The sequence below is a fragment of the Comamonas sp. GW821-FHT11H03 genome, assembly GCF_058807955.1.
On record NZ_JBXARF010000001.1, the window covers coordinates 37,084 to 49,713 of the forward strand.

Here is a 12,630-nt window from a genome sequence, read left to right on the forward strand (position 1 = left end):
GACCTCCCGTTTTTCCATGGCGGCCTGCCTCTCAGTCGGCCAGGAACATTTCCTGCAGGTCGCTCAGAAAGTCGAAGCCGCGCTCGGTGGGCACCACGCGGCCCAGATCGCGGCTGATCAGGCCCTTGGCCTGCGCCTGATCCAGTCCCTTGGCGATGGCCGACATGGGCAGGCCCGTGCGCTCCATGAACTCCTGCAAGGCAAAGCCGCCGCGCAGGCGCAGCGCGTTGAGCATGTATTCGAACGGCAGCTCGGCACGCTTGACCTCGTTGTCCTGTGCCAGCGGCGTGCCGGCCAGTGCCATGTCGATATAGCGGGCCGGATCGCGAAAACGCACCTGGCGCACGATGCGGTGGGCAAAGCTCAGCTTGCTGTGCGCACCGGCGCCAATGCCCAGATAGTCCCCGAACTGCCAGTAGTTGCTGTTGTGAAAGCACTGATGGCCGTCCTTGGCATAGGCCGAGACTTCATAGCGCTGCATGCCGACTCCCCGGGTGCTGGCCGTGATCAGGTCCAGCATCTCATAGGCCGTATCGTCTTCCGGCACCACAGGCGGGTATTTGGCGAAATAGGTGTTGGGCTCGATGGTGAGGTGATAAATCGACAGATGCGGCGGTGCAAACGACAGTGCCGTGTCTACATCGCGCTGCAGATCGACCAGGCTCTGGCCGGGCAGCGCATACATGAGATCGATATTGAAGGTCTCGAAATTGTCCGCCGCCTCGCGCACTGCCGCCTGGGCCTGCGCCGCATCATGCACACGGCCCACAGCCTGCAGATAGCGGTCATCAAAGCTCTGCACCCCGATTGACAGGCGGTTCACGCCGGCCGCACGGAAGGCCTTGAAACGGTCCTTCTCGAAGGTGCCGGGGTTGGCTTCCATGGTGATTTCGCAATCGGGCTCCATGCGCAGACGCGCGCGCAGACCGGCAATCAGCTTGTCTATGGATTCGGGCGAAAACAGGCTGGGCGTTCCGCCGCCCATGAAGACGCTGTGCACCGTGCGCCCCCAGATCAGCGGCAGCGCAGACTCCAGATCGGCCATCAAAGCATCGATGTAGCGATCCTCGGGCAGCGCATCCCCCTTGGCCCAGGCATGCGAGTTGAAGTCGCAATACGGGCATTTCTTCAGGCACCAGGGCAGGTGCACATACAGCGACAGCGGCGGCAAGCTGCCCAGCTGCAGCGTGCCGGGGCGCATGTAGTGCTGAATATCGCGCTGCACCGCCGCTTCGGCAGTCTCTGTTTGAGGCTGGATGGGGATCATGGAGGGGGGAATTACTTTTCTCTGGCTCAGCAAAAAACCGATGCTGCTACAACTAGCACAGCCCCTGCCAAGAGATGCCTAGCAAGGGCCTAGGCAAAGCGCCTCAGGGGGTTACAGCCATCTCTCTTTCACCATCGCGATCATCTTCCGAGAAGAAAGTCCACGATGGCTATGTGCATGCTTGAGCTCGGGCTCCATCTCGGCAAAGGTCAGGCCCAGCTCGGGGATCAGCAGTACCGGGTCAAAGCCGAAGCCATTGCTGCCACGGCGCTCGGTCGTGAGCAGCGCCTGCACGCGACCTACGGCAATCAGCGGCTCGGGGTCCTTGGGCGAACGCACGCCCACCAGGGTGCTGACCATGGCGGCACGGCGGTTGGCCACGCCCTGCATCTGCTCGAGCAGCGCGCGCACATTGTTGTCGTCGCTTTTTTCGTAGCCGAACTGGGTGCAATAGTAGGCCGTGTCCACACCGGGCAGACCGCCGAAATGATCCACACACATGCCGGCATCATCGGCAATGGCAGGCAAGCCGCTCTTCTCGGCCGCAAAGCGCGCCTTGGACAGAGCATTCTCTACAAAGGTGCCATAGGGCTCGGGAGCTTCTCCCTCGAACAGATCGCCCTGGCGGATCAGCTCCACGCCCAGCGGGGCAAACATGGCCTGCAACTCGACGAGCTTTCCGCGGTTGTTGGATGCCAGCACAATTTTCATCATAAAAATCCATGGAAGCGCTTATGGCGCTTGCGCAATCAGCTATTGATTCAGTAGTTTCAAGCCAGCGCCTATTGCAGCGTGCAACCGTGTTCAGTTCTTGGCTTTCTGGCGCTGCGCCGAGCGGCGTATGGCCTCGTTGATTTCTGCAATCGATCGCTCGATGGCCTCGTCATCGAGTTCATCCTCGCATTCATCGATCGGTCCCACCTGTATCGTGGACTCGAAGCCCTCATCCTCGATCTCCTGTGTGGAGATGGAAGACGGTTCGAAATTATTAGGTGTTTCCCATACCAGTGCCAGCACGGTGACATTGTCGCTGCCGTCTCCGGCTCGCTTGAGTGCCGTATCGACCAGCATGGGCACGAAATGGGCCACGGCCTTGCCATTCATGATCTGGAGAATTTCCGGCGTCGGCACCGCCCCCCAGAGGCCATCGGAGCACAGCATCAGCTGATCGCCCTCTTCAAGCCGCCTTATCTCGCTCACATCGAAGATGGGCTTGGAAGGCGAGCCCAGGCAGGTGAACAGCACATTGCGGTTGGCCGGCACCAGCGCACCGGAGACCTTGCGCATCTCGCTGTAGGAATGATCACGTGTGCGCTCCACGAGCTGCCCGTCGCGCACCCAGTACAGACGTGAGTCGCCGCAGTGAATCCAGGTCACCTTGCCGTCCTGCAGCACGGCCGCAACCAACGTGGTGCGCGGCGTGTCCATCATGCCCTTGGTGCTGGCATAACGCAGGATCTGGCGATGGGCCTGCAGCAGCGCCTCTTCCAGAAACAGAGCAGGCTCTTCCAGCATGGGCTTGGCCTTTTGCTGAAAAAGCGTGGAAACCACCTGCAATGCTATCTGTGCGGCCACTTCGCCGTCCGGATGCCCGCCCATGCCGTCTGCCAGCACGAACAACGCCGCCTCTCGCGTATAGCAGTAGCCCATGCGGTCTTCGTTGAGGGCACGGCCTCCGCGGCGGCTGAGCTGGAAGACGGAAAATTTCATGGTTTGCGATTGCTGTCGGTCACCGCTCCACGTTCGGAGCTGCCGAGTTTCTGAAGATTCTTCCTGGCGTCCTGCACCATGTTGTCAAACTGCATGCGCATGCGCTCCTGCATGCTGAGCTTGGTATAGCGACGCTCGCCTTCGCGGCTCAGCTCTTTTTGCAGAGCAAACACCGACTGCGGGCGCGAGAGCGGATCCATGGCCATGCACCACTCCACCACCTCGATCAGATTGTCCGAATACACGCCGCGCAGCTTGTTCAAGGCCAGGGCCAGTCGGTCCTTGTCCTGACGCTGCGGAGCTTCATTGGGAGGTATGCCCTGCATGCAGGCATAGATACAGGCGCCAATGGCGTAAATATCGGTCCAGGGACCCAGCTGGGAATCGCGCCGGTACATCTCAGGGGCAGCAAAGCCCGGCGTGTACATGGGACGAATGAAGTTGCCCTCCTTGGACAGCACTTCACGCGCCGCGCCGAAATCGATCAGCACGGCCTTGTCGTCATTGGTGATGAAGATATTGGCGGGCTTGATGTCCAGATGCAGCATCTTGTGCTGATGCACGATGCGCAGGCCGCGCAGCACCTCGTCAAACAGGGCGCGGATGGTCGACTCCCTGAACACCTTGTCGGCCTTGAGCTCGCGCGCCGTGACGATGAACTCCTGCAGGGTCGCCCCTTCCAGGTAGTTCATCACCATGTAGACGGTTTCGTTTTCGCGAAAGAAGTTCAGCACGCTCACCACGGAGGCGTGGGAAATCTGCGCCAGCGAGCGACCTTCCTCGAAAAAGCTCTTGAGCCCGAGGCGATAGAGGGACAGTTTCTCTGGTGCCACCACGGGCTGCAGCTCGGCAGGTGCGCGAGTGGCAAGCGAAGCCGGCAGGTACTCCTTGATCGCTACCTGCTGGCCATCGGCATCCAGAGCCAGGTAGACAATCCCGAACCCCCCCGAGGAAATCCTGCGCACCACCCGGTATCCGCCTATTGTGCTGCCCGACGGTAGGGGGGCTGGCTTGGTTTTTGTAGACATTTTTTACCGGTAAACCTCAAGGATGATACGAAACCCGGATAATCGGGCAATTGCAAGCATCCATCAAAAGTCCAATGCCAGTTTACAGCATGACCGGATACGCCAGTGCCCAGCACAGCGCATCCGTTGAGGGTGGTCAAGAGTCCCAGTCCAACAGCCGTCTGGGCCTTGAGATCCGCGCGGTCAATAGCCGCTTTCTGGATTTGTCCTTCCGCCTTCCCGACGAACTGCGCGCCCTTGAACCGGCCCTGCGCACCTTGCTCACCGCGCGCCTCAAGCGCGGCAAGGTGGAAGTACGAGCCGCCATCGACGTCTCCAGCAACCAATACCTGCCCATTCCCGCAGCCAGCCAACTGCAACGCCTCGTGACCTTGCAGGACTCGGTTCAGGCCTGGCTGCCCAAGGCACGCGACCTGTCCGTGGCCGATGTGCTGCGCCTGTGCAGCGGCACCGCCACCACCACCACGGACTGGAGCGAGATCGCTCCGGCCCTGGCCGAACAGGCCGTCACCGAGCTGCTCGCGGCTCGTGCCCGCGAAGGCGAGCGCCTGGCTGACATGCTGCTCGACCGCATCAAGCAACTGCGCGCGCTGGCCAAGACCGCCGCGCCGCTGGTGCCGCAGTTGGTGGAGCAGCAGCGCCAGAAGTTCCTCGAGCGCTGGAAGGAGGCCATGGCCCTCGGTGAAGGCTCGGTGGCCCCCGAGGCCGCCCAGGATCGAGCCCTGGCCGAAGCCACGGCCTTTGCCATCCGCATCGACGTGGCTGAAGAAGTCACGCGTCTGGGCTCTCACCTCGACGAAATCGAGCGTCTGCTCAAAAAGGGTGGCGACATCGGCAAGCGCCTGGACTTCCTGATCCAGGAACTGCACCGTGAAGCCAATACACTGGGCTCCAAATCTGCCACGCTAGAGCTGACCCGCATCAGCGTGGACATGAAGGTGCTGATCGAGCAAATGCGCGAACAAGTGCAGAACATCGAGTAAGCAAACCCCGAGCGTATCCAACCCCATACGCCAAAATTCATGCTCAAAGTCATGCCCAAAGTCATGGACCATCCCGGAAATCTATTTGTCGTGTCGGCCCCCAGCGGTGCCGGCAAATCTTCTCTGGTACGCGCCCTGCGTGAGCTCGATGCGCGTGTCTACCCCTCCGTCTCTCACACCACGCGTGCACCACGCGGCCAGGAAAAGCACGGTCGCGAGTACTACTTCGTCTCGGATGCCGAATTCGATGCCATGGTCGCTAACAACGGCTTTGTCGAATGGGCCAATGTGCATAGCCGCCGCTATGGCACGGCCAAGAAGTCCCTAGAAGAGCGCATTCAGAGCGGCACCGATGTGCTGCTCGAGATCGACTATCAGGGTGCCCTGCAGGTCAAGCAGGCCTTTCCCAACGCGATTTTGATCTTCATCCTGCCGCCCAGCTGGGACGAGCTGCGCGCACGCCTGGAAAACCGTGGCGAGGACACCGCTGAAGTGATCGAACTGCGCCTGAAAAATGCCTCTGAAGAAATGGCACAGGTAGCCAAATTCGACTTCGTTATAATCAACGAACTGTTTGAGAGTGCGCTCTTTGATCTCAAGGCGATCATTCACGCGCAACGCCTCAAATATGCGGCCCAGCGGCGCCTTCGCGCCGACACCTTCGAGTCGCTCAATATCCCTGAATCCAACTGACCGTTCCCGGAGTTCCTGATGGCACGCATTACTGTTGAAGATAGCCTGGAGCAGATCCCCAACCGCTTCCAGCTCGTTTTGGCCGCGACTTACCGCGCCCGCATGCTCAATCAAGGCCATACCCCCAAGATTGAAACCAAAAACAAGGCCAGCGTCACTGCCCTGCGTGAAATCGCAGACGGCAAGGTAGGCCTGGAAATGCTGAAGAAGGTGCCGGGTTAAGCTGTTGCATCGCAGCACCAAAACAGACAATTAAGCACCGCTCGTCGGTGCTTTTTTGTACCTATCACCGTGCGCTCGGTACTTGCAGGCTACATTTAAGGAATATGACAGCGGCCCAGAACTCGACGATTGCACCTTCTTCTACGGCACCGGCCAAGCCTCAGCGCATGCCCGCTGAACAGGCTGCACGTGTGTCGGCTGCTGCTTTTGACGGATTGATGGAGCATCTGGGCTATCTGGATGCCGACAGCGCCGAGCGCGTGCGCCAAGCGTATGTCTACGCAGATCAAGCACATGCCAATCAGTGGCGCAGCAGTGGAGACCCCTATATCACCCACCCCATCGCGGTCACGGGGATATGCGCCAACTGGAAGCTTGATGCCCCCGCCCTGATGGCGGCCCTGCTGCATGACTCGATGGAGGATTGCGGCATCACCAAGCTGGATCTGAAGGAGCGCTTTGGCGAGGATGTGGCCGAGCTGGTGGACGGGCTGACCAAGCTGGACAAGCTGCAGTTCAATACCCGCGAGGAAAACCAGGCCGAGTCCTTTCGCAAGATGCTGCTGGCCATGGCGCGCGATGTGCGCGTCATCCTGATCAAGCTGGCCGACCGCACCCACAATATGCGCACCATGAGCGACATGCCGCGCAGCAAGTGGGGCCGCATCTCGTCCGAGACACTGGAAATCTACGCGCCCATCGCGCACCGCCTGGGCCTGAACCAGACCTATCGCGAGCTGCAGGATCTGTCGTTCAAGCATCTGCATCCCTGGCGCTATGCCACGCTGGAAAAAGCCATAGACCGCTCGCGCACGCGCCGCCGTGATCTGGTGCAACGCGTGCAGGACGAAGTCAGCACCGCTTTTGCCACGCACAGTCTGCCGGTGCGGCTGCTGGGCCGCGAGAGCACGCTGTACTCGCTGTACCAGCGCATGCAGAAGAACCAGCTGAGCTTTGCCAAGGTCACCGACATCTACGGCTTTCGCATCATCGTGCCCAAGACGCTGGACTGCTACACGGCCCTCGGCGTGCTGCACCAGAAGTACAAGCCCATGCCGGGCCGCTTCAAGGACTACATCGCCATTGCCAAGAGCAATGGCTACCAGTCGCTGCACACCACGCTGGTCGGCCCCTCCAGCGTCAGCATCGAATTCCAGATTCGAACGGAAGAGATGAACATCGTGGCCGAGGCCGGCGTCGCGGCGCACTGGCTGTACAAGGCGCAGCAAGGTCATGACTCCGAGCATCTGTCCACCCAGTGGCTGCAGTCCCTGCTCGATATCCAGAACGAGACCCGCGACGCGGCGGAGTTCTGGGATCACGTCAAGGTGGACCTCTTTCCCGATGCCGTGTACGTGTTCACGCCCAAGAGCGAGATCATGGCCATGCCGCGCGGCGCCACGGTGGTGGACTTTGCCTACGCCATCCACAGCAAGATCGGGCATCGCACCACGGCGGCCAAGATCAATGACGAGGAAGTGCCGCTGCGCACCGAGCTCAAGAGCGGCGATGTGGTGCAGATCATCACCTCCGAAACCTCCACGCCCAATCCGGCCTGGCTGAGCTTTGTGAAAACCGGACGCGCCCGCTCCAAGATTCGCTCCTACCTCAAGAATGCGGCCCAGACCGAAGCCGGCCAGCTCGGAGAAACGCTGCTGGCCCAGGCTCTGCGTGCCGAAGGCATTGACAGCGTACCGTCGCAGGACGATGCCAACAAGGGCGTCTGGGACGAGATTTTGCGCATCACGGGCAACCGCACGCCCGCCGACCTCATGGTCGATATCGGCATGGGTCGCCGCATCGCCTCCCTGGTGGCCGCGCGCATGACCAGCTTCATGACCAAGCAGGGTGTGCGCCCGGATGCCCTGCTCATCACGCAAGAGCGCTTCAACACACACAACCGCCCCTTCCAGGGCGCGGTCACGCTCAACGGCGACGAGAGCAGCTCGGTCTATTACTCGCACTGCTGCCGCCCCGTGCCGGGAGACCCGATTCTGGGCTACCTGGGCGGTCAGGGCCTGGTCGTGCACCACGCCCATTGCAACAATGCCATCAAGCTGCGCGAAAAGGATGCCGACCGCTTCATCACCGTGGACTGGTCCGACGACATCACGCGGCTGTTCGAGGCCGGCATCGTGGTCACGGTGCAGAACAACAAGGGCGTGCTGGCCCGCGTGGCGGCCGAGCTATCGAACGCCGAAGCCGATATCGTGCGCGTCGAGATGACCGACGAAGCCGCGATCGGCACCACCGACCTGCGTTTTGTCATCTCCGTGCAAAACAGCGTGCAGCTGGAGAATGCGCTGCGCAATCTGCGCCGCCTGCATTCGGTGATTCGCGCCAGCCGCGTCATGGCCTGATCTCTTGCATGTGCTCCACAAGGCCGCCTCGGGCGGCCTTTTTCATGGGCGAAAGATTTTGTTGCATTCTGCGGGCACCATCCCGCCCTGCAAGGGCCTGCCGGCCACGGCAGCAGGCGACAATGGCATTCATGCTCCAAACCGCACCTTCGCTTCTGAATGTCCGTCAGCCGTTGCTGATCACCGCCATCGCAGCAGCCCTGCTCGCAGGCTGCGCCACCCGGTCCGAACCTCCAGCAGCGGCGGTGTCCGAGCCGGCCCAGCCGGCCAAAACAGAGCAAGGCACTGACGACGCAGCGATGGAAAGCCCCATACAGGCCAGCAACTTCGCACACTGGAAGCAGGAATTTGCCCCGCGTGCGCGCGCCGCAGGCATTTCGGAGCGCACGCTGCGCAGCGCATTGGCCGGCGCCAAGCTGCAGCCCAGCATCGTCAAGCTCGACCGCTCACAGCCCGAGTTCACGCGCACGCCCTGGCAGTATCTCGATAGCGCCGTCTCCGCACAGCGCATCAAGACCGGCAAGCTCAAGATGCAGGAATACGCAGCCAATCTGCAAGCGGCCAGCCAGCGTTATGGCGTGCCGGCACCCGTGATTGCAGCCATCTGGGGCATGGAGAGCAACTACGGCAGCAACTTCGGCAGCTTCTCGGCCGTGGATGCACTGGCCACTCTCGCCTTTGACGGCCGCCGCGCCGAATGGGCTCAGAAGGAGCTGATTGCCGCGCTGCGCATCATCGACAACGGCGACATCGACGCCGCCCATATGATCAGCTCGTGGGCCGGAGCCATGGGCAACACCCAGTTTCTGCCCTCGGTCTTCCTGCAATATGCCGTCGATGCCGATGGAGACGGCCGCCGCGACATCTGGGGCTCCATGGCCGATGTGGCCGCCTCCACTGCCAACTATCTTGCAAGCTCGGGCTGGAACCCCGACGAGCCCTGGGGCGTTGAAGTGCGCCTGCCAGCCAGTTTCGATTACGCACGCACCGAGCTTTCCACTCGCCAGAACAGCAGCGCCTGGGCTGCAGAAGGCGTGCAAAGCGTCAACGGCCAGGCTTTGCCCGCGATGGCCGGAGCCAGCATCATTGCACCGGCCGGTGCCCGTGGTCCGGCCTTCATGGTGGGCAGCAACTTCCGCGCCATCCTGCGCTACAACAACTCCACCAACTATGCGCTCGCCGTGGGCCTGCTTGCATCGCAGCTGGCCGGCAATGGAGGTGTCAGCGCCGAATGGCCGCGCGATCTCGGCGCACTCACGCGTGAGCAGACACGGGCGCTGCAGACCGCCTTGGCCCAGCGCGGCTTTGCCACCGGAGTGGCCGACGGCGTGATGGGTCCGGCCACCCGTGCCGGGCTTCGTCAGTACCAGCAGAGCCAGGGTCTGGCGGCAGACGGTTACCCCACGCTGGAGCTGCTTCAACGCCTGCAGGCTGGCGATCAGCCTCAAAAATAATAGCTATTAGCGCTTTATGCTCAACGATTTCAATAATAAAACCATCTGAAATCGTTGTACATCAATCGATTGCAGCTCACAAAATTAAAGCGCGGCATCCGATACGGAAGCCGCGCTTTTTGGTTGCCGCTGGACTCAGGATCGAGTGGTGGGCTGAGGATAGCTGACGTCCAGAATTTCCAGCATGCGCACGCCGGCCGGCGTGGGCAAGGCCACCTCGTCGCCCACGCGCGCCTTGAGCAGCGCGCGCGAAACCGGGGCAATCCAGCTGACCTGGTTCTGCGCGCTGTCCGCCTCGTCAATGCCCATGATGGTGATGGTGCGCTCCACGCCCTCGTCATCCACGTAGCTGACCGTGGCGCCAAAGAAGACCTGATCGCTGCCTGCGTGCACGCCAGGGTCGACCACCTCGGCGATTTCCAGTCTCTTGGTGAGAAAGCGAATTCGTCGGTCAATCTCGCGCAGGCGCTTCTTGCCGTAGAGATAGTCGCCGTTTTCGGAGCGGTCGCCATTGCTGGCCGCCCAGTGCACGATCTCCACGACCTTGGGGCGCTCGTTGTCGATCAGATCCAGCAGTTCGTCCTTGATGCGCTGGTAGCCCTGTGGCGTGATGTAGTTCTTGCCGCCGGCGGGCAATGGCGGCAGAGCTGCGACGTCTTCATCGTCGTCGCCATCCGATTCTTTGGTGAAAGCCTTGCTCATGAGGCCGATCTTCACACAGATCGGGGCCCGATCAGGCCAGGGCTCGTCAAAGCCCGGAAACGAAAAAGCCTCAGAACTTTTCAGTTCTGAGGCTTGTCGTTTGGTGCGGCTGGCAGGAATCGAACCCACGACCCCTTGGTTCGTAGCCAAGTACTCTATCCAGCTGAGCTACAGCCGCTAAGCCTCGAATTATATACAGTTTTTGAAGCCGCTCGGTGAAAACCCGAATTTTTCTTCAAAGGCACTCAAGCGCCATCAGTGCGGCGAAGCACACATGGCAGAAACGAAAAAGCCTCAGAACTTTGCAGTTCTGAGGCTTGTCGTTTGGTGCGGCTGGCAGGAATCGAACCCACGACCCCTTGGTTCGTAGCCAAGTACTCTATCCAGCTGAGCTACAGCCGCTAAGCCTCAAATTATATACTTATTTTTGAGCCTGCAGAGAAGTCTCCGAGATTTTTCAAATTCCGGGCGCCGCTGCACGCATGCATCCACATGAAAAGCCTGATTCCAAGCACATGCATATGCGCTAATCTTGAGCGCTGAAACCGGTCGGCCAGCAAGCTGCTGGCGGCCTCTGCGATGTCGCGTTAATGGACCCTAAAGAACCAGACCCCGCGCGTCGGGGCCGCCGGTCGCTCCAGGCCACCACGGGCTGCGGCAGTGCATTCAGAACCATCAATGACGACAGACAGAAAACCGGCCTCGCCTTCGATTCCTCCATCCGTGGCCATGTGGGAGCAGTTGTTTCGCCGCAGCGCCAGGCCCTCGCTGAGCCTTCAGGGGCAGATTCGCGAAATGCTGGTCGATGCCATCCTCACCGGCATTCTCGCGCCCGGTGATGCCGTCCCCTCAAGTCGAGAACTGGCCAAGCTGCTGGGCGTGGGCCGCATCACCGTGGTCATGGCCTACCAGCAGTTGACCGAAGAGGCCTTTTTGCTGAGCCGAGAGAGAAAAGGCCATTTCATCCACCCCGATGTGCTGCAGGGCCGCACCACAGAGCGCACCCCCAGCAACGTCAGGAATGCGGGCACCGAGGCGCACACGGACTGGTCGCGCCGCCTGTGGCTGCGCCCCAGCCTGCAGCGCAGCATCGTGAAGGAAGACGACTGGCAGCAGTTCCCCTATCCGTTTCTCTACGGCCAGTTCGACAAGGAGCTGTTTCCCACGGCCGCCTGGCGCGAATGCTGCCTCAAGTCACTGGGCGTGGTGGACATCCGCATGTGGGCGCCCGATCACATCACCCGCGACGACGACAGCCTCATCCAGCAGGTGCAGACCAAGATCCTGCCGCGCCGCGGCGTCTGGGCGTCACCCGACGAAATCATCATCACCGTCGGCGCCCAGCATGCGCTGTACATGGTGGCCGATTTGCTGATGCGCGAGGGCACCTCCATCGGCATCGAAAACCCCTGCTACCCCGATGCGCGCAATATCTTCAGCAGCCGCACCTCGCAGGTCATCCCGATTGGCGTGGATGGCGATGGACTGCCTATCGTCAATGCCATGCGCAAGCTCGAGTACCTCTACGTCACGCCCAGCCATCAGTGCCCCACCGGCGTCACCATGCCGCTGGAGCGGCGCGAGGCCTTGCTCGAGGCCGCACAAAAGCACGACCTCATCATCATCGAGGACGACTACGAAAGCGAAAGCAGCTTCGACGAACAACCCATCCCGGCGCTCAAAAGCCTGGACCGCAACAACCGCGTGATCTATATCGGCAGCCTCTCCAAGAGTCTGGCACCCGGCCTTCGCGTGGGCTATATCGTGGCCCCGCCCGAGCTGATCAAGGAGCTGCGCGCCCTGCGCCGTCTGATGATCCGCCATCCGTCCACCTTCATCCAGCGCACATTGGCCATGTTCATCTCGCTGGGCCACTACGAGGCCCAGCTGCGCCGCCTGGGTCAGGCCCAGAAAGAGCGTCATGCCGAGCTGACGGCAGCCATGGCTCGCTACCTGCCCCAATGCCGCATCACGCCGGTACGCGGCGGCGGCTCGTGCTGGGTGCAACTGCCCGACCATGTGCCCGCGCAGGCACTGGCACGCCAGGCCGCCGAGCATGGAGTGCTGATCGAGCCCGGCGATGTGTTCTTCACTTCCCCTCGCAACACGGGCAACTTCATACGCCTGGGCTATCAGTCCATTCCCGCAGGACAAATCGCCCAGGGCATCAAGGCTCTGGCAGAAGCCATGCACTGCATGTAGATGTGCAAA

Annotated in this window: 11 protein-coding genes and 2 tRNA genes; 6 read left to right on the forward strand and 7 right to left on the reverse strand. The window is 61.3% G+C overall.

Annotated features, from left to right (window positions below; translation table 11 throughout):
- Positions 1-31 precede the first annotated feature (31 nt).
- The 4 genes from hemW to AC1RTQ_RS00175 form a co-directional block, all read right to left on the reverse strand.
- On the reverse strand, positions 32-1,267 hold the full coding sequence (gene hemW, locus AC1RTQ_RS00160; RefSeq protein ID WP_492873537.1) for a radical SAM family heme chaperone HemW: 1,236 nt from the start codon (positions 1,265-1,267) through the stop codon (positions 32-34).
- Positions 1,268-1,378: 111 nt separating this feature from the next.
- Entirely contained in the window at positions 1,379-1,978 is a 600-nt protein-coding gene (locus tag AC1RTQ_RS00165) for a non-canonical purine NTP pyrophosphatase (protein WP_302093212.1), read from the reverse strand.
- Between the two features lie 93 nt (positions 1,979-2,071).
- Positions 2,072-2,977 (reverse strand): PP2C family protein-serine/threonine phosphatase, encoded by a 906-nt coding sequence (locus tag AC1RTQ_RS00170; protein WP_492873539.1) that lies wholly within the window; start codon positions 2,975-2,977, stop codon positions 2,072-2,074.
- Positions 2,974-4,005 (reverse strand): serine/threonine protein kinase, encoded by a 1,032-nt coding sequence (locus AC1RTQ_RS00175; protein WP_302089426.1) that lies wholly within the window; start codon positions 4,003-4,005, stop codon positions 2,974-2,976. The genes AC1RTQ_RS00170 and AC1RTQ_RS00175 overlap by 4 nt, the downstream gene beginning before the upstream one ends.
- A gap of 89 nt (positions 4,006-4,094) precedes the next feature.
- On the opposite strand from AC1RTQ_RS00175, the gene AC1RTQ_RS00180 reads away from it, so the two are divergent.
- From AC1RTQ_RS00180 to AC1RTQ_RS00200, 5 genes are all read left to right on the forward strand, one after another.
- Positions 4,095-4,988 carry a YicC/YloC family endoribonuclease gene (locus AC1RTQ_RS00180; protein WP_302093211.1) on the forward strand — a complete coding sequence of 298 codons (894 nt, stop codon included), beginning with the start codon at positions 4,095-4,097 and terminating at the stop codon, positions 4,986-4,988.
- Positions 4,989-5,051: 63 nt separating this feature from the next.
- Positions 5,052-5,681, forward strand: a complete 630-nt coding sequence (gmk, locus tag AC1RTQ_RS00185) for a guanylate kinase (RefSeq protein ID WP_302093210.1) — start codon at positions 5,052-5,054, stop codon at positions 5,679-5,681.
- Positions 5,682-5,699: 18 nt separating this feature from the next.
- A complete protein-coding gene (gene rpoZ, locus AC1RTQ_RS00190) occupies positions 5,700-5,903 on the forward strand; it encodes a DNA-directed RNA polymerase subunit omega (RefSeq protein ID WP_003052081.1) in 204 nt (67 codons plus the stop codon).
- Between the two features lie 104 nt (positions 5,904-6,007).
- Positions 6,008-8,263, forward strand: a complete 2,256-nt coding sequence (locus AC1RTQ_RS00195) for a RelA/SpoT family protein (protein ID WP_302089425.1) — start codon at positions 6,008-6,010, stop codon at positions 8,261-8,263.
- Positions 8,264-8,385: 122 nt separating this feature from the next.
- Positions 8,386-9,717: a lytic murein transglycosylase gene (locus tag AC1RTQ_RS00200; RefSeq protein ID WP_492873542.1), complete on the forward strand. Its 1,332-nt coding sequence runs from the start codon at positions 8,386-8,388 to the stop codon at positions 9,715-9,717.
- A 135-nt stretch (positions 9,718-9,852) separates the two neighbouring features.
- Here AC1RTQ_RS00200 and greB read toward each other — a convergent pair whose 3' ends face one another.
- The 3 genes from greB to AC1RTQ_RS00215 all read right to left on the reverse strand — a co-directional run bounded on the left by greB (position 9,853) and on the right by AC1RTQ_RS00215 (position 10,821).
- Positions 9,853-10,419, reverse strand: coding sequence for a transcription elongation factor GreB (gene greB, locus AC1RTQ_RS00205; RefSeq protein WP_304350013.1), 567 nt, complete (start codon positions 10,417-10,419; stop codon positions 9,853-9,855).
- Positions 10,420-10,520: 101 nt separating this feature from the next.
- A tRNA-Arg gene (locus AC1RTQ_RS00210) sits at positions 10,521-10,597 on the reverse strand.
- Positions 10,598-10,744: 147 nt separating this feature from the next.
- Positions 10,745-10,821: transfer RNA gene (locus AC1RTQ_RS00215), tRNA-Arg, on the reverse strand.
- Positions 10,822-11,097: 276 nt separating this feature from the next.
- On the opposite strand from AC1RTQ_RS00215, the gene pdxR reads away from it, so the two are divergent.
- Entirely contained in the window at positions 11,098-12,621 is a 1,524-nt protein-coding gene (gene pdxR, locus AC1RTQ_RS00220) for a MocR-like pyridoxine biosynthesis transcription factor PdxR (RefSeq protein ID WP_492873544.1), read from the forward strand.
- Positions 12,622-12,630 lie beyond the last annotated feature (9 nt).